Raw genomic sequence first — 17941 nt, 5'->3', positions numbered from 1 at the left:
CCTCTTTACGGATAATAAATGAGTGTATAGCATGATGCCGTTTGTTCCGTGTTGTTTTTGTACGTATGCACGGTGTTTGCGGTGAAATGCATCGCATCGCCTTCGTTCAGGCTGCAGGTGTAATCACACGCCGTCACCGCGATCGCTCCTCTAGAGACGAGCACGTACTCTTCAATCCCTCCGTGGTGAGGCTCTGATTCGTGCACACAGCCGGGCGCAAGTTCAATATAAAAGATTTCAAACTTCTTTTTCTGGTCGAACGGAAAATGCGGAAATGCCGCGTATTTTTCTTCTCCGGCCATAACAGGCGTTTTCTCGTGCTTTCTGACGACCGTCGGCTCCCCGGCAGGCCTTTCTGCCAAAGAAGTAAATGATACTTGCAGCCCGTTTGCGATCTTCCACAAGGTTGTGATTGTCGGACTTGAAGAGCCTTTTTCAATTTGCGCGAGCATGCCTTTGCTGACGCCGGTCATCGATGACAATTGATCAAGGCTGTAATTGCGGATTTTTCGCAGCCTCTTAATGTTTTCTGCCACTTGTTTTTCAATCGAATTCATCTTCCGCCCCCTTATAATAAATTAAACATTCGTATAATTTATTGAACATTATAGCATAATTTCTCAGGATGAAAAGGCTTTAAAGGGAGAAAATAGATAGCCTGGGGTGATCATTCTGAAAAAAATAATGGGGATCGCACTTTTTTTCGGCATTTTATCCATCACTGTCTTTTATGTATTCCACTTGATGGCGGAGCCTTTCGACTCAAGAAATGCAGAAGAAATCATCTTGAAGCAGGCGGGAGACAGTGAAAAAACGGTCAGCATCAAAGACAGGCACAACATAGCCGTCCTGCTTGATACATTTAATAAAGGGAAAAGAATGAAGAAAAAGACAGCGCATCACCTGCCTTCTCCGGCGTATCACGGATACATCAGCATGACCGGCACACATCGCGTTCACTTCACCGTCTGGCTGAAGAAAGATGAAGCCGTCATCCTGAAAGAAGAGGAAGGCACATATTTCGTTCTCCAACAAAGGGAAAAAGACGCCCTCCTAGGAGAATTGCAAAAAAGGGACGCGGCAGGCGTCCCTTTTAGCGGGTCAAGATTTGTTTGTCAGAATGTCTTTTAAAGCGCGCCTTAAAATTTTGCCGGTCGAGTTTTTCGGAATTTCATCCATGAAAACGATCGCCGACGGGCGCTTGTATTTGGCAAGATGCTTTTTGCAGTGCGACAAGACATCCTCCTCTGTCAGCGTTTTATCCTTCGGAACGACATAGCAATGAACGGCTTCTCCCGTATTCGGATCGGGCACTCCGATCACCACCGCTTCTGCGATTTTTGGATGGAGGTAGAGCACCTCTTCGATTTCCCTCGGATAGACATTATAGCCGCCGACGATAATCATATCTTTTTTTCTGTCGACGATATAAAAATAACCGTCTTCATCCCGTTTTGCCAAATCACCTGTATACAGCCATCCGTCTTTTATCGTATGGGCCGTCTCATCCGGCATTTTGTAGTACCCTTTCATGACATTAGGCCCTTTAACGATCAGCTCGCCGACTTGGCCGGCAGGCAGCTCTTCCCCGAGTTCATTGACGACTTTGTTTTTCACATTGAGAATGTTCGTGCCGATCGATCCTGGCTTGCGGCCGGTGCTGAACGGGTTAAAGCATGTAACAGGAGAAGCCTCCGACAAGCCGTAGCCTTCTAAAACGAGGACGCCGAACCTTTCTTCAAAGCTTTTCAGGAGAGCGACAGGCATGGCCGCTCCGCCTGAGATGCAAAGCCTGATGGACCGAAAGCCTGTTTCATCCGCTCCTTCATACTGGTACAGGTAATTGTACATTGTCGGAACGCCTGAGAAGATCGTCGCCTGATGCTTTTTAATCAGCTTGAAAACCTCGGCGGGACTGAATTTCGGCACGATCAAAATCGCTGCGCCGTTCATGAGCGGTGCATTCATGCAGACCGTTAAACAAAAAACGTGGAACATCGGCAGGGCGGCGACGACAAGGTCAGATTCATTCATTGTCAGATAGCGGGCTGTATCATTTGCATTCGAAAATAGATTTTGATGTGTGAGCATCGCCCCTTTTGGTCTTCCCGTGGTGCCTGACGTATAGAGGATGGCGGCCGTATCTTCGTCATCGATTTCAGGAAACGGCCGGACAGGAGGTTTCATAATGCTTGTAAACGATTTCAATTTCATCTTAACCTCTGTGTTTTCCGGTTCCTGAAGCGGCTCTCCAGTTTCGCAAAGCACGACGCAGCCGACTTTCGGAAGGGATTCATGCACCTTTTCGTAAAGCGGAAGCAGCTGTCCCAGAGCCACGATCACTTTTGCATCGCCATTTGTCAGCATATAGCCGATCTCAGTCGGCGTATAGGCCGGATTGATCGGTATGACGACAGCCCCGGCCTTCAGCGCGCCGTAAAACGCAATCACAAAATGCGGTGTATTGCCGAGTAGCAAAGCGACATGATCTCCCTTTTCCACCCCGATTTCGCGCAGCCCTTCGGCAAAGCAATCAATTTTCTGCTGCAATCCCCCGTATGTTTCCGTTTGCTCTCCAAAAATATAAGCGGTTCTGTCAGGCTTTGATTGAGCTGTTTCCCCTAATTTTGAAACTAAATTCATTCTCCCACCCCTTTAAAAAATGAATGAATGACCATTCATTTTGTGATAATCAAAATCTATTCCCATTATAGTAAATGAACAGAAAACACTCAAGGGCTGCCGGGAAATATCTTCCATTCCTCTCATGTTAAAAAAGGGGCCGCGGAAACCGCAGCCTCTCTATTAGTAGACAAGATCCAAAAATTCTTCTTTTTGAATATTGCCGAAGTAATGCTTAATGTCCACGCCTTGAAGAGCTTCTTCAATCGCTTTTCTTTCATACTGCACGCCTGTCAGCTTCTCTTCGATGTCGCTGACATCTCCGACTCCGAAAAAGTCACCGAATATTTTGCACTCGCGGATCACGCCTTTTTGCACTTCGAGGCGGATGTCGACCGATCCAGCTTGAAATCGTTTAGAATGCTGCAGATTGAATTTCGGAGACTTCCCATAGTTCCAATCCCAGTTTTGATAGCGTTCCTTTGAAATTTGATTAATGATTTTCCAGTCTTTTTCAGTCAGCTTATACTCCGGTATTTCCCCTTCGGTATCAAAAATATAGCGGAGAAGCATGCTTCGGAATTCCACTGTCGTCATCTTCTGATCGAGAAACTCGCTAATATTGGCCACACGGCTCCTGATCGATTTAATGCCTTTTGATTCGATTTTATCTTTTTTCACTTTTAAAGCCGATACGACATGTTCAATCTCAGAATCGAACAACAGCGTGCCGTGGCTGAACATTCTTCCTTTCGTTGAAAACTGGGCGTTTCCCGAGATTTTCCGGCCGTTTGCCATCAAATCGTTTCGGCCGCTCAGCTCCGCATCGACGCCAAGCCGTTTTAAAGCGGCCACAACGGGCTCAGTAAACTTCTTGAAGTTGTGGAAGCTGTTGCCGTCGTCCTTCGTAATAAAACTGAAGTTCAAGTTCCCGAGATCATGGTAGACAGCTCCGCCGCCTGACAGCCTGCGGACGACAATGATCCCGTTTTCATCTACATATTTTGTGTTGATTTCCTCGATCGTATTTTGATTTTTGCCGATGATGATCGACGGCTGGTTGATATAAAACAGCAGATACGTCTCTTCAGGATCGAGATGCTTTAAGCAGTACTCCTCAATCGCCAAGTTGATCCTCGGATCTGTAATATTTTGATTATCGATAAACAGCATGTTTGTCAGTTCCTCCTTCTATTCTCCCCACACATAACCGGTGTGCGCCAGAACAACCGCACCTTTATAAACGGTTTGGGCCTCTTCTATCAGTTTTTGGTGTTCCCCGAAATGCGGGAGGTGTGTCAAGAGAAGCTGCCCGGCACCCGCTTCCGCAGCGATCCGCCCCGCTTCAAGACTGTTCATATGACCGGCGCTCCTCCCATCCTGATCCGCATAAAAGTTGCACTCTGAGATCAAGAGATCGGCTCCTTCGCTGAACGGAATAAAGGCTTCCTGAAAGCTCGAGTCGGCCGTATAAACGACAGAATGAACACCGTCCGTCACCCTCATGGCAAAGCAGTCAACAGGGTGAACCGTTTTTAAAAACGTGAACGTAAACGGTCCGATAGCCAAAGGCTGTGTCGGATCATACGCCAATCCAGCGGTATGCGTTTTATATGTAAGCTTTGAAAACTGCTCTTCATCAAAAGGATGTCCATATATCGGAAGGGCATCCGCTCCCTTGCCGAGGAATGAGCCGACCAGTTTGGCAAATTGCAAAGGGCCGACATCCGCAATATGGTCATGATGATAATGGGATAATATAACGGCATCTAGCTCCTCAACGGGCAGAAACAGCTGAAGTTTGGATAAAACGGCACTGCCGCAGTCGATTAAAACGGAATAGTCCCCGGATTGAAAGAGATAGCCTGAAGTCGCTTCATTTGCAGCCGGAAATCCTCCGCAGCAGCCGATGACTGTCACCTTCATGTATACACACCTCTTTTTCGTGTCTATCGTCCCCCTATTCAATATACCCATTTTTCTTAAAAATTGCATGTTTTATATTTTGTCATAAAACAGACATTGATTTTCCGGTCTCTGTTATAATACAATGATTGCAACAAACGAATTGGGGGAATCAACATGCTCGCTAAAATCACCGAGTTCTTCAGAAATTTGCCTTCCAAAAAATGTTCAGTGTGCGGCCACGATATTGATGAGCAGCACGAATGCTACGGAAACACCTGCTCTAAATGCTTAAAAGTAAAAGATATATAGACTTCACTAGAAAGGCCCCGGCGGATTCCCCGGGGCTTTTTTTTGTCATAAAGTTAGTTATAAAGAGAGAGATTCTTGTCAAAATTCATTATTTTAATAACATTTTACTATTTCACTTAGGAAAATATACACCGATGATTGTCCCGATTTGAATTTAAGCTGGGATAATCATCTCATATTCGAATTTTCAATATATTCAGACGTTATTTTTTTAATGGACGAGCTGCTTTTTCTTTCGCTATACTTAATTTACGATCTCAGTTTAATATTCTAGTATAAAATTAAGTATGCGTTGGGAGGGCATCTATGAAAAGACTTAAATTCGGATTAGCCACACAAATTTTCCTCGGGCTGATTTTAGGTGTTGCAGCAGGAGCGATTTGGTTCGGAAATCCTGCGGTTGCAACGTATCTGCAGCCCGTCGGCGATTTGTTCTTAAGATTAATCAAAATGATTGTGATTCCTATTGTCGTTTCAAGCTTGATTGTCGGGGTTGCGGGGGCCGGCAGCGGCAAAAAGGTCGGCAGGCTCGGCTTTCGGACGATCCTTTACTTTGAAATCATTACGACTTTTGCGATTGTGCTCGGACTTCTCCTCGGAAACATCATTCAGCCTGGGCACGGCGTAAACTTTTCTGGTGCTGAAAAACAGGATATCAGCCAATATGTAGAAACAGAAAAAGAAGCAAGCACCAAATCTGTCGCAGACACGTTCCTGCACATTGTGCCGACAAACTTTTTCCAGTCGCTCGCTGAAGGCGATCTGCTTGCGATCATTTGCTTCACTGTTCTGTTCGCACTCGGGGTGTCTGCCATAGGCGAAAAAGGCAAGCCTGTGCTCTCCTTTTTCGAGGCAACGTCTCAAGCCATGTTCCACGTCGTCAACATCGTTATGAAATTCGCGCCGTTCGGCGTTTTTGCTTTAATTGGCGTGACGGTTTCAAAATTTGGTTTTTCTTCGCTTTTATCATTGGGAAAGCTCGTTTTACTTGTCTACCTGGCTCTTGCTTTCTTCTTGATCGTTATCTTTGGGATCGTCGGCAAGCTTTGCGGTATCAATATATTTAAATTTTTGGCTTTTTTGAAAGATGAGCTTCTTCTTGCGTACAGTACATCAAGCTCTGAAACCGTGCTTCCGCGCGTCATGGAAAAGATGGAGAAAATCGGCTGTCCGAAAGGCATCGTGTCGTTTGTCATTCCGATCGGCTATACATTTAACCTTGACGGCTCTGTCCTGTATCAAGCGATCGCGGCGCTGTTTCTGGCGCAGGTCTACGGCATCGATCTATCCATTGGACAGCAGCTCACGTTAATCCTTGTTCTGATGGTCACTTCTAAAGGTATGGCTGCCGTTCCCGGCACATCTTTCGTCGTTCTTCTTGCGACTTTGGGCACGATCGGCGTTCCTGCTGAAGGGCTGGCCTTCATTGCCGGAGTCGACCGGATTATGGACATGGCGAGAACGGTCGTCAACTTGACCGGAAACGCTCTCGCCGCTGTGGTCATGTCAAAATGGGAAGGTGAATATGACGCCGTTAAAGGGCAGAACGTCTTAAATCAACGGGAGCCGGCAGATATAGAAGTATCCGGCTGACCCCCTTTTCTATCAAAAAACGTATGTTTTCCATCCCGGGAAGACATACGTTTTTTTAAAAAAATATACGAATTTCTCAAGCAACCTGTCCAAACAACTTCCTTTTGTTTACATACGATGTACTGTAGTTAAATTAGAAAAGAAAATTGGAGGGAAGTTTAATGTATTTTTACCATGACCATTGCAAGAAAGATTATGACTATGATTACCACAAGAAAGACCATGACTGCAAGAAATACTACTACTACTATTATTACTACTATTATCCATGCTTTAAGAAGTATGATTATGACTATGACTACAAGAAGTTTGACCACTTTGATCACTGCAAAAAGAAAAAACACTATGATTACTGGTAAGTAAACGCCATCCTTTACGGATGGATGACTTCCACTCTTTTTTTACTCCCAAGGGACCGGGGTCCTTTGGGAGCTTTTTTATGCCATGTCAGACTGAACATAGTGATACAGCAGCTTTGCCGTCTGCTCCAAGGACGATTGATGCGTCCTTTCAAACGCATGGGATGCGTCAATTCCCGGGCCGATCAGCCCGTGGACGATATCATGGCCCGCTTTGACGGCCGCTGAAGCATCTGAACCGTAGTATGGGTAAATATCAAGCTTATAATCGATTCCATGTGCTTCACAAAGGGCTGTCAGGCGCTTTCGAAGCCCGTAGTGATATGGGCCGCTGGCATCCTTTACACAAATGGATACCGTATATTCATCTGTTGACTGTCCATCGCCGATCGCTCCCATATCAACAGCCAAATATTCCACCGTTTCAGGCGGGATGTTGGAGTTGCCGCCATAACCGATTTCTTCATTGTTGGAAATTAAAAAGTGCGTCGTATAAGGCAGTGTCATCCCTTCTGTGTTGATGGTTCTGATCAGCTCGATGAGGAGGGCGACGCTTGCTTTATCGTCGAGATGACGCGATTTGATAAACCCGCTCGGCGTGATTTCAACGCGCGGATCGAAGGAGATAAAATCGCCGACATTGATGCCGAGCGCCCGGGTTTCTTCTTCACTATTGACCGGTTCGTCAATGCGGACCTCCATATTTTTCTGGTTCCGCTCGGCTTTTCCGGCGTCTTTGTATACATGCACTGATGTCTGATGCATTAAGATGGTGCCGGTGTAAGTTTTCCCAGATGCTGTTTCAATGTTGCAATACTCGCCTTCAATCGAGTTGTAATTGAAGCCCCCGATTAAATCAATTTTCAGCCTTCCGTTCGGTTTAATCTCTTTCACCATAGCTCCGAGGGTATCGACATGAGCGGTCAGCATCCTGTGCCGGGATTTGTCAGAGCCCGGTATCGTCGCGATCAGGCCGCCTTTACGGTTATGCCTTGTTTCAACTCCTTCTTTCTCTAAAAGGCGGTTGATATAGTCTATAATGTCATACGTATTTCCGGTAGGGCTCGGGATGGAGACGAGCTCCTTGATGAGCTCCATCGTTTTCTGTCCTGACATGGTTCATTCCTCCCAACTTGTAATGGTTATAGTATACCTCATATCAACATTTTAGTACCAGATACTAATACTAGGTGATATAATAAGAAAAAGGAGAGTGAATTTCATGAAAACTTTATCAAAAGCGCGAATTTCCGCCATCGGCACCTATGTTCCCGAAAAGCGCATGACAAACAAAGAGTTTGAAAAGATCGTTGATACTTCTGATGAATGGATCATTCAGCGGACAGGAATGAAAGAAAGGCGAATCGCCGGGAGTCACGAATTCACATCAGATCTTTGCATAAAGGCGGTTGAAGATCTAAAAAACAGATACAGCGGCACGCTTGACGATATTGACATGATCATCGTCTCTACCACAACGGCGGATTACGCTTTTCCAAGCACGGCATGCCAGGTTCAGGAACACTTCGGATGGAACGAAGTGGGCGCGGTCGATGTAAATGCGACCTGCGCAGGATTAGCGTACGGATTGCATATGGCCAACGGCCTCATCACTTCCGGACTGCATAGAAAAATTCTTGTGATCAGCGGGGAAACCTTATCAAAAACAACCGACTATACAGACCGCACGTCTTGCATTTTGTTCGGAGACGGCGCAGGCGCCCTGCTTGTCGAACGGGACGACAAAGACCCAAGCTTTATTACTTTTGCCCAGGACACGAAAGGTGACGGAGCCCGCCATTTATACAGAACCGGCTTGCGAAGCGACCTTAAAGGAGAGCCGCTTTCAGGTGAAGGGAAAATGGTTCAAAACGGCCGCGAAGTGTATAAGTGGGCGGTCAGGTCCGTTCCTGAAGGCGTCAAAAAACTGCTTGCCCAAGCTGAAATGGAGCTGAAAGATATCGATTGGTTCGTCCCGCACAGCGCGAATCTGCGAATGATCGAATCGATTTGCGAAAAAACCGAAATTCCAGCCGAAAAAGCGCTGACGAGCGTCGAATGGTTTGGCAACACCTCATCCGCATCAATCGTTCTCGCCCTTGATGAAGCCGTCAAAAACGGAAAGCTGAAAAAAGGCGACACCTTGATTCTGTTCGGTTTTGGCGGGGGTCTTACATATACGGGCCTGATTGTAAAATGGGGCGCGCCAGCTTCCTAATATCAAAAAAAACATCTTTTCTTGCCCTTGCCGGGCTTGAAAAGATGTTTTTCTTTTATGCATGCTGCTCTTCAATTTTTCCTTTTTTCAGCAGCACTTTAAAATAAATCAGCGTCAGAGCCATCATGACGATCGCAACACCGCCGAGCACGGCAGCCTGTTCCCACATATACGCGTAGTCTCCGCTTGAAATCACCGCTCTGTATCCGGCAATGCTGTAGGTCATCGGCAGTGCAGAATGGATGACCTGGAAGAACTTAGGGACAAGTGCAAGAGGAAATGTTCCTCCGCTTCCTCCAAGCTGAAGCACGAGCAGAATGACGGCAATGAATCGTCCCGGATTTCCCATTGTCGCAGCCAAAAACTGAATGATCGCAAGACATGTAATGCTCATGATTATACTGAACAGATAGAATCTCCAGACGCTTTGCACTTCAAGCCCGATGCCCCAGAGAATGATCGTGCATGCAATCGCCGCTTGAAGAATTCCCACTGCAAAAAGCACGCTGAATTTGCTCATAAACCAGCCAAAGGCTGATTCGGGCCGGACAGCCGGCTCTTTCACATCGAAGACAACGGTAATCATCAATGCGCCGACGAATAAGCCGAGCGACAAGATATACGGGGTTAATCCTGTTCCGTAGTTGGAAACCGGATCGATTTTATCGCCTTTCACATCAACGGGGTCTGAGAACATATTGTAGTTTTCGTCTCCCGCTTGAATATCGCCGGTTTGATCGGCAGCGTCAGACAGCTTATCAAACAGCTCCCCGCTTCCGTCAGACAGCTTGCCAAGACCTTCATCAAGGGATTTAGCCCCTTCTGCAAGTTTGGAAGAACCGTCTTTCAGTTTATCGGCCGCGCTTTGCAGATCGCCGAACTTTCCGACTAACGTCTGGCTGCCTTCGGCGATTTTGGATGATCCGCTTTTCGCTTCTGCGAATTTTTCGTTGTAAGCACCCAAACCGTTTGTCAGCGCATCAAGCCCTTGCTGAATCTTCTGCGATCCTTTATAAAGTTTATTCACATCCGAAGGGACTCGCTTCAATTCCTCAAGCTTCTGTTTCAGCCCGGATAAATCGGGAAGTTCGCTGACATCGGGAATTTGCGCTTTCAACTTGTCAAACTCAGGGAGTTTCACCGTTCCCATTTTTTCATCGACTTGTTTCATAAGCGCGGCTTTCTGTTCTTGTGTCAGCATGTTGCTGGATTCAATAATTTGTTTGACTTCGCTGTGCTGGTTTTTCAATGCCGCTTCAAGCTCATCAATATTTTTCGAAATCTGGCTGATTTCTTTTTTCGCTTTTTCGGCATTTGAAAGCGCCGTTTCGAGCTGCTGAATTTTTTCATTTGAAATCGCTTCTTCGAGTTTGCTTATCTTCTGCGCTTTTTCATTCATCTGCTCCAATCCCGCCACAATCTGAGGCATGCCTTGTTGGAGCTGTTGAGCACCGCTGTGCAGCTGGCCGCTTTTTTCCAAAAATTGCGCAAGCCCTGAATCAAGTTCATGAATTTTGTCGTTCAGCGTATTGAATGCCGCGCCGAACTTCTCCATTCCGTCTTTGTTGAACTGAATTTGGCTTTTCGCAAGCTTTTCAAGGTTCTTTTTCAGCTTTTCGCTTCCTTCTTTCGCATCTTTCAGTCCTTTATCCAGTTTTCCGGCACCTTCGCTGGCTTCACCGAGACCTTTTGCGATTTTGCCGAAATTGTCAAAGATGACTTCGGCATATTGCTGCGTGATTTCAGAACCTACTGAATGCTGAAGCTGTTCAATCGCTTTATCGCTGATCTGGGCGCCGACATAGTTTCGTCCTGCGTTTGTATGATAAATCAGATTCAGCTTTTTCGGATGTTTATCCATCACCGTGCTGGCATCCTTCGAAAAGTTTTCAGGAATTTCTACAACCATGTAGTATTCCTCATTTTGCAAGCCTCTCAGCGCTTTTTCCTTCGTCGTAAAATGCCAGTCGAATTTATCGTTTTTTTTCAGTTCTTTGACAAGGTCGTCGCCGATGTGAAGGTCTTTTCCTTCATATGTCGTTCCCTTGTCGGAATTCACAACCGCTACGGGGAGCTGATCGACGTTTCCGTATGGGTCCCAGTACGCCGCCAAAAATATGCTGCTGTAAATCAGCGGTATAAAGAGAACACCGATCACGGATATCAGTAGTTTTTTATTGGTTATCAGTTCTCTCCACTGGTTTTTGAAAACATTCATGTTGATACGCCTCCTAGTTAGTAGCCGCTCTCTATGCGGATAAGCACCCCTTTAAACAAAGAAAGGACAATCTAACGAGATAATCCTTTTAAAATATACATTTTCAGCATCTCTGCCAACTCTTCATCTTTCAGCGGTTCATGGTTTTTTTCCCAGTCAAAGATGAGCGCGATGTAAAGCTTGAAGATGACAAACGCGTTCAGCTCGGGGTCACACGGTCTAATATCGTCATTTTTAATCGCTTCTTTAATCTTTCTCTTAATATAGCTGATGACCATGCGTTCCAGCTTTTCAATCACTTCGCGGGCCGCCGGTGTGCCGAGCTCCGCACCTTCCTGAAAGATCTTAATGGTCAGCTGGTGCTTCTTTCTGTACTCCAATATCGCCATCATCGCGCGATGGGCATTTTCGTGAAAAGGCAGATCAGGATCAATCGCTTGATCAGCCGTTTGCTTCATCTCAATCAGAAGCGAAGAAAAAATGTCGTCGAACAGTTCCTCTTTATTCTTGAAAAAAGTATAAATCGTACCTTTGCCGACATTGGCAAGCTTCGCCACCAGATCCATCGTCGTCGCTTTGTAGCCGAATTGTGTAAACGATTTTGTCGCCGCTTCTAAAATCAGTGCTTTTCGATCTTTGCTCACGGTTTCTCACCCCGAAATTGACTATTTGAACATTTTGGTCAGTAAGTACAAAAAGTAATGTAACACATATAAATGTAAAATGCAAAGATTAAATGTTATCTTTTCCATAAACAAACTTTAAAATGATGAAAGCTGTAAAAAGAGTGAAAATAAAAAAAGCCGCCGAATGGTTTCGGTCAGCTTTTTTTGCTCTTCTTTATTCGAAAAGGTGCGAGAGTACATCGGCGACGGCCTGCTTGCCTTGGTCGATGCAATCAGGGATGCCGACCCCTTCAAATGAGGCCCCCGTAATGAAAACACCCGGATAGGACGCTTCCAAGCCTTCCCTGATTTCTTTAATTCTTTTCTTATGGCCGACATGGTATTGCGGCATCGCTTCATGCCATCTTGTGATGCAGGTCATTTCCGGTTCGCCGTCGATCTTCATAATCCGTTTTAAATCGTCGAGGACGATTTTCACCATTTCGTTATCTGACTGTTCGACAACGGACTCATCGCCGGCTTTCCCTACATAAGCCCTTAGCAGGACTTTTCCTTCAGGCGTTGTGCTCGGCCATTTTTTGTTTGTCCAGGTACACGCCGTAATGGAAAAATCGCTGTTTCTTGAAATGACAAAGCCCGTGCCTTGATGCTCCATTTGGACGGCTTCTTCCGGAAATCCGAGCGCCACATTGGCGACAGATGTTGACACCATATCCTCTAAACCCTTCAGCCAATCCTCTTTTTGAAACATCGCGGCAGCTGCTTTATGAGGAGCGGTGACCACGGCCGAATCGGCGTGAAGCACCTTGCCGTTGTCAAGCTTCATGCTGTAAGCCGAGCCCGCACGCTCAATGCTGACGACCTTTGTGCCTTTATAAACCTTTGTGATGCCGAGCTGCTTTTCCAATTCTTCAACTATCGTCTGCAGGCCGGTTTTCACCGTCTGGAACTGGCCTTTCTTTTTGTTTGCAGGCTTTCCGGCGCTCTGGGCGCCGCGCGATTTTTTCATCCCGATGATCAAGCTTCTGTACTTCTGCTCTGTCTGATAGAACTGCGGGAAAGTCGACATCAGACTGAGACGGTCGATGTCCCCGGCATAAATGCCTGACAAAAGCGGTTCGATCAGGTTCTCCACCACTTCACCGCCGACGCGCCTTCTGAAAAATTCTCCGAGCGATTGGTCTTCCTGCGGCTTGCTTGCTGGAAGCACCAAATCCATTCCGGCTCTCAACTTCCCCGGCAAGGAAAACAAGCCGGTTGTCAGAAAAGGACCGATTTTTGTCGGCACCCCCATCACGGCTCCTTCCGGAATCGGATAGAGCGTTTCGCTGACAAGCACATAAGACTGGCCAGTCGCATTGTTCACAAGCAAATGCTCCAGTCCGAGATCCTTCACGAGCTGAGGTGCGCTTTGTTTCCGTTCCAAAAATGAATCCGGACCCCGTTCAATCACATAGCCGTCTTTGTGTACCGTCTGCATCTTTCCGCCCAGTCTCGGGCTTGCTTCAACAAGCGTGACTTCGGCCGGGAGATCATTCTTTTTGATTTCCTTCTCCAAGTAGAAGGCGGCGGCCAACCCGGTAATACCGCCGCCGATGATGACAATCTGCCTGCGTTCTCCACTCATTTACAATCGCCTTCTTTACTGTTCTTTCTCCAATTGTTTTAATACAACATCCGCTAAAGCATCGATAAACTCATGTTTAGCGTTAGGCATTTCAGGTCTGTAATAGCTTGCTCCGATATCGTCCGTGACGACTTTGCACTCATAGTCATTGTCATAAAGGACTTCCAAATGGTCGGCTACAAAGCCGACGGGAGCATAAACAAAAGCGCTGTACCCTTTTTGCTCTGACAAGTCGCGCGTCAAATCCTGAACATCCGGTCCCAGCCACGGATCAGGGGTGTTTCCTTCGCTTTGCCAGCCGACGGCGTAATCTTTTACTCCCGCCGCTTCGGCAATCAGCTTCGCTGATTCTTTAAGCTGTTCAGGATACGGATCACCCATTTCGACGATTTTTTCGGGAAGGCTGTGCGCCGATACAATCAAGACGGCGTTTTCCCTCTCTTCCGAAGGCATTTCGTCATAGATTTTTCTCACCTGATCCGCCCAATAAGCGATAAATTTCGGCTCATCATACCAGCTGTTGATCGATGTGATCGACAATTCGCCGAGCTTTTCAGCCTCGTCTTTCGCCCGCTTGTTGTACGACTGTACGCTAAAGGTGGAGAAATGGGGCGCGAGCACGATGCTGACGGCTTCTGTAATCCCGTCTTTATGCATCTCCCGAACGGCATCCTCAATGAAAGGTTCGATATGTTTGAGACCGATATATGCCTTGAACACCACATCATCCTGAAGCTCGTTTAAGCGTTTTTCCAGCTGCTTCGTCTGCTCCTGCGTGATCTTTGCAAGCGGAGAAATTCCTCCGATCGCCTTATAGCGGTCTTTTAAGTCCTGAAGCATGTCAGGCTCAGGCTTTCTGCCTCTTCTGATATGTGTATAATAACGTTCAATGTCTTCCTCTTTGTACGGCGTCCCATATGCCATGACAAGAAGCCCCATTTTCTTTTTACCCAACGTGAACACCTCTTTAAAGATCATGATCTATACGTATTTTGACAGTTTATATTGAAAAGACCAACTGAAATGCTCATGTGATCAGGCTCGATTTTTTTGAGGCGGAATACTCATGAACAAATGCCGTCAATTTTTTCAGTGTGTCGGGACTCACTTCTGGAAAGATCCCGTGTCCGAGGTTGAAAATAAACCGGTCCGTCTGCATGCCCTGATCGAGAATGGCTTTCGTCCTTTCTTCGATGACTTCCCACGGGGCAAGCAGGATCGAAGGATCCAAATTTCCCTGGAGCGTTTTTGTCAGCCCTTTATCCCTGGCTTCCTGTACGCTCATCCGCCAATCCAGCCCGACGACGTCGAGGTCAAGATCGTGCCATTCAGTCGCGAGGTGGCTTGCGCCGACCCCGAACATAATCAGCGGCACGTCTTCTTTTTTCAACTCTTTGAAAAGAACGTCCATCGTCGGTTTGATGTAGCGGCAGTAATCACCGGCGTTCAGCGCGCCGACCCAGGAATCGAACACCTGGATGGCTTTGGCGCCGGCGCGGATTTGAGCTTTAACGTATACAGCCGCCATCTTCCCGAGCTTTTTCATCAAAAGATCCCATGCAGCAGGCTGGCTGTACATAAACGCTTTTGTTTTATTGTAGTTTTTGGACGGGCCGCCTTCGATCATATAGCTGGCCAATGTAAAGGGCGCCCCTGTAAAACCGATCAGCGGAACGTTCAGCTGTTCTTCCGTCAACAGCCTGATCGTCTCCAGCACATATGGAATATGCTCTTGCGGATCGAGTTCGCCGAGTTTTTCAACATCTGCGAGAGATGTAATCGGCTGATCGATGACAGGGCCGATCCCGTTTTTAATTTCGACGTCAACGCCAATACCTGGAAGCGGTGTCATTATGTCTTTATAAAGTATCGCCGCATCGACATCGTACTGTTCGACGGGCAGCCTTGTCACATAAGCGCACAATTCGGGCTGATGCGTAATTTCAAACAGACCGTACTTTTCCTTGAGCGCTCTGTACTCAGGCTGTGATCTTCCGGCCTGCCTCATGTACCATACCGGTACATGGGCGGCCTTTTCTCCTCGGCATGCTTTTAAGAATGTGTCATTAAAAGCCTTGTCGTTTTTCATCATGATATCCACCTTTCAAGCTGCAACCATACGTTCGCAAAATTACTCCTTCCAATATACCGTTTTTTTATTGAACGGTATACTCATGAGACTTATTGTTCAAGAAATTGATGAATTTCGGGTATCTAATGACCCGAAGGAAACACTTTCGGTTCAACATAATCAGTCCCTTTTCCCTCTGTTTTCGTCTGCGGATTGTATGGAACAATTTTGTAGGAAGCATCGGAAAAGATGTTTGCATAAGGGATTGAAAAGCTTCCTTTTCCCTTAACCGTATCAATCAGCGTTTCTTTTCCGTTTTTCCTTTCATATATTCGGTATTCAACCCTTTTATCCTCTTGTTCATGCCATTTTAATGACACCGTAATCAGCCCCATCGGCGTAAAGGAATAGTCTGCTTTAACGCTTTCCAGGTCTTCGAGGCGTATCGGCCTGTCCAGATCTTTTACCCCTTCAGGCGCCTTAAACCGTTCAGGCTTATGGTTGGTGCGTTTTAAAATGTCTTTAAACAGCCTTGTCGGATAAGCGCTGCCGCCTTTTAAATAATGGGACTCATCCGTTTTATCGTATCCCATCCAGACAGCTCCCGTCACTTCGGGCGTATACCCCGCAAACCAGGCGTCTTTAGTTCCGCCCTCTTTTCCGGTATACGTGGTCGAACCCGTTTTTCCTGCAATCTCCCCGGAAAAATCACCGGCCTTTCCCGTTCCGCTTTTCACGACCTCCTCCAGCATCCGCGTCATGTTCCACGCTGTTTGTTTGCTGAAAACCTTTTCCGATTTTTCCTCGTGGCGGAACATGACATCCCCGTTTTCATCGGTGATTTTTTTAATAAAAAACGGCTCGGTGTATTGTCCTGAATTTGCGAATGTCCGGTATGCCCCGGCAAGCTCGAGCGGCGACACCCCTTTTTCCAGACCGCCTAGCCCCAATGCCAGCCCTTCATCCGGCACGTTCATGCCCATACGGCTGAGATAAGGCTTCACCGTTTCGATTCCGATCTCATTTAACGTCCATACAGCAGGCGCGTTTTTGCTGTATGTCAGCGCATCCACCATCGAGACCTTGCCCGCGTATTGGCCGTCATAGTTTTTAGGCGAGTAGCCGCCGTATGACAGCTGTTTATCCTCGAGCATCGAATACGGCTTGAACAGCTTTTCTTCAAGAGCGGGGCCGTATACGGCAAGCGGTTTAAACGTCGAACCCGGCTGGCGCTGGGCGGTGGCCCTGTTATAGCCTTTTGGAGCATATTCCCGTCCCCCGAGAGCGGCTACTACGCCGCCTGTCCTGTTATCGATAAAAACGGCGCTCCCTTCAGCTTTGTTGTCTGTGCCGGGAAAATAGCCGTCCTGCTTCATCAGCGTGTAGGCCGCTTTTTGAATCGAAACATCGAGCGGAACACTGATCGTGTATCCGCCTTGGAGAAGCTGTTCGCTCGATATCGAATATTTGTCTTCCGCTTCTTTCATGACAAGATCAATATAGCTGTCAAGCCACGGATTTTTTGATTTTTCTTTCACATGGAGCCCCAATGTGCTGCCTTGGGCCCTGACGGTTTCCTTTGAGCTGATATATCCCTGCTCGTTCATCATGCCGAGAATGACATTGCGCCGCTCCCGGCTTTTTTCCGGATTGAGAATGGGCGAATACGTTGAAGGCGCTTTAGGAATGGAAGCCAGCACCGCTCCCTCACTGACCGTCAAGTCTTTCACATCTTTGTTAAAAAAGTAGTTTGCCGCCGCCTGGATTCCATAGACGCCGTGCCCGAAATATAGCTGGTTCAAATACATTTCCAAAAGCTTGTCTTTGCTGTAATCCCGCTCCAAATTGATAGCGATAATGACTTCTTTCGTTTTTCTTAAAAACGTTTTGTCATTTGTCAAAAAAGTGTTTTTTGCGAGCTGCTGGGTGATCGTGCTTCCCCCTTCCACTTTTCCTCCTGCTAATATATCTTTATAGACCGCACGGCTAACCGATTTAAAATCGATGCCGTGGTGCTCATAAAAGCGCTTGTCTTCAACCGCGATAAAGGCATTTTTTACATTGTCCGGCACCTCGGCAATTGAAACAGGCCTTCTGTTTTCGGTATAGAGGCTTGCGACTTCTTCTCCATTATGGTCGACGATTTTAGAAGAAGCATGGAAAATCAGTTTCTTTTCATCAATCACATAATCCCCCAGGAACAAAATCGTAATATATCCGATTAACGATAAAAGGAATATCGCCGCTGTAATGATGATTGGAATGAAAAATCTCTTTCTCATATGGTCACCTCATTCCTTTCTATAGCTAGTATGGGAATTTTTTCTTCAAATTATGTTGCAGCATTTATAGCGGGTAATGGATAGAATTTTAAATCGTCCTTTTGTTAT

The 17941-nt window shown here is 46.6% G+C and carries 16 protein-coding genes; 5 read left to right on the top strand and 11 right to left on the bottom strand.

The window, feature by feature from the left end:
- Positions 1-5 precede the first annotated feature (5 nt).
- Positions 6-557 carry a helix-turn-helix domain-containing protein gene (locus H7F26_RS12040; RefSeq protein WP_017474237.1) on the bottom strand — a complete coding sequence of 184 codons (552 nt, stop codon included), beginning with the start codon at positions 555-557 and terminating at the stop codon, positions 6-8.
- 106 nt (positions 558-663) lie between these two features.
- On the opposite strand from H7F26_RS12040, the gene H7F26_RS12035 reads away from it, so the two are divergent.
- Positions 664-1131 carry a YhfM domain-containing protein gene (locus tag H7F26_RS12035; RefSeq protein ID WP_016886150.1) on the top strand — a complete coding sequence of 156 codons (468 nt, stop codon included), beginning with the start codon at positions 664-666 and terminating at the stop codon, positions 1129-1131.
- Here H7F26_RS12035 and H7F26_RS12030 read toward each other — a convergent pair.
- The 3 genes from H7F26_RS12030 to H7F26_RS12020 all read right to left on the bottom strand — a co-directional run bounded on the left by H7F26_RS12030 (position 1102) and on the right by H7F26_RS12020 (position 4548).
- The gene (locus H7F26_RS12030; RefSeq protein WP_011197723.1) at positions 1102-2643 is read right to left on the bottom strand and encodes a fatty acid--CoA ligase family protein; all 1542 of its coding nucleotides are present in this window, start codon (positions 2641-2643) and stop codon (positions 1102-1104) included. The genes H7F26_RS12035 and H7F26_RS12030 overlap by 30 nt on opposite strands.
- A gap of 162 nt (positions 2644-2805) precedes the next feature.
- Entirely contained in the window at positions 2806-3795 is a 990-nt protein-coding gene (gene lplJ / locus H7F26_RS12025) for a lipoate--protein ligase (RefSeq protein WP_003180306.1), read from the bottom strand.
- An 18-nt stretch (positions 3796-3813) separates the two neighbouring features.
- Complete coding sequence (locus H7F26_RS12020; RefSeq protein ID WP_003180305.1) at positions 3814-4548, bottom strand: MBL fold metallo-hydrolase; 735 nt, start codon at positions 4546-4548, stop codon at positions 3814-3816.
- A gap of 156 nt (positions 4549-4704) precedes the next feature.
- Here H7F26_RS12020 and yhfH point away from each other — a divergent pair, with 156 nt between their 5' ends.
- The 3 genes from yhfH to H7F26_RS12005 all read left to right on the top strand — a co-directional run bounded on the left by yhfH (position 4705) and on the right by H7F26_RS12005 (position 6791).
- Positions 4705-4839 (top strand): protein YhfH, encoded by a 135-nt coding sequence (gene yhfH, locus H7F26_RS12015; protein WP_009328932.1) that lies wholly within the window; start codon positions 4705-4707, stop codon positions 4837-4839.
- 306 nt (positions 4840-5145) lie between these two features.
- Positions 5146-6432, top strand: coding sequence for a glutamate/proton symporter GltT (locus H7F26_RS12010; RefSeq protein ID WP_011197722.1), 1287 nt, complete (start codon positions 5146-5148; stop codon positions 6430-6432).
- 161 nt (positions 6433-6593) lie between these two features.
- Positions 6594-6791, top strand: coding sequence for a hypothetical protein (locus H7F26_RS12005; RefSeq protein ID WP_009328934.1), 198 nt, complete (start codon positions 6594-6596; stop codon positions 6789-6791).
- A gap of 78 nt (positions 6792-6869) precedes the next feature.
- Here the strand turns inward: H7F26_RS12005 and H7F26_RS12000 are convergent, their stop codons facing one another.
- Positions 6870-7907 (bottom strand): M42 family metallopeptidase, encoded by a 1038-nt coding sequence (locus tag H7F26_RS12000; RefSeq protein WP_009328935.1) that lies wholly within the window; start codon positions 7905-7907, stop codon positions 6870-6872.
- Between the two features lie 106 nt (positions 7908-8013).
- On the opposite strand from H7F26_RS12000, the gene H7F26_RS11995 reads away from it, so the two are divergent.
- On the top strand, positions 8014-9009 hold the full coding sequence (locus H7F26_RS11995) for a ketoacyl-ACP synthase III (protein WP_011197721.1): 996 nt from the start codon (positions 8014-8016) through the stop codon (positions 9007-9009).
- 55 nt (positions 9010-9064) lie between these two features.
- On the opposite strand, the gene H7F26_RS11990 is transcribed toward H7F26_RS11995, so the two are convergent.
- The 6 genes from H7F26_RS11990 to H7F26_RS11965 form a co-directional block, all read right to left on the bottom strand.
- Positions 9065-11227 carry a YhgE/Pip domain-containing protein gene (locus H7F26_RS11990; protein WP_017474238.1) on the bottom strand — a complete coding sequence of 721 codons (2163 nt, stop codon included), beginning with the start codon at positions 11225-11227 and terminating at the stop codon, positions 9065-9067.
- 71 nt (positions 11228-11298) lie between these two features.
- Positions 11299-11871 carry a TetR/AcrR family transcriptional regulator gene (locus H7F26_RS11985; protein WP_003180287.1) on the bottom strand — a complete coding sequence of 191 codons (573 nt, stop codon included), beginning with the start codon at positions 11869-11871 and terminating at the stop codon, positions 11299-11301.
- A gap of 196 nt (positions 11872-12067) precedes the next feature.
- Positions 12068-13480 (bottom strand): protoporphyrinogen oxidase, encoded by a 1413-nt coding sequence (hemY, locus tag H7F26_RS11980; protein WP_009328939.1) that lies wholly within the window; start codon positions 13478-13480, stop codon positions 12068-12070.
- 15 nt (positions 13481-13495) lie between these two features.
- Entirely contained in the window at positions 13496-14434 is a 939-nt protein-coding gene (gene hemH, locus H7F26_RS11975) for a ferrochelatase (RefSeq protein WP_009328940.1), read from the bottom strand.
- Positions 14435-14507: 73 nt separating this feature from the next.
- The gene (gene hemE / locus H7F26_RS11970; protein WP_011197719.1) at positions 14508-15569 is read right to left on the bottom strand and encodes a uroporphyrinogen decarboxylase; all 1062 of its coding nucleotides are present in this window, start codon (positions 15567-15569) and stop codon (positions 14508-14510) included.
- Between the two features lie 125 nt (positions 15570-15694).
- Complete coding sequence (locus H7F26_RS11965) at positions 15695-17833, bottom strand: transglycosylase domain-containing protein (protein ID WP_011197718.1); 2139 nt, start codon at positions 17831-17833, stop codon at positions 15695-15697.
- Positions 17834-17941: the final 108 nt, after the last annotated feature.

It is taken from the genome of Bacillus sp. PAMC28748 (assembly GCF_014250415.1).
In the GTDB taxonomy this organism is placed as follows: domain Bacteria; phylum Bacillota; class Bacilli; order Bacillales; family Bacillaceae; genus Bacillus; species Bacillus licheniformis.
The sequence above is the reverse complement of the archived record's forward strand: the minus strand, read 5'-3'. Positions and strand labels throughout refer to the sequence as shown.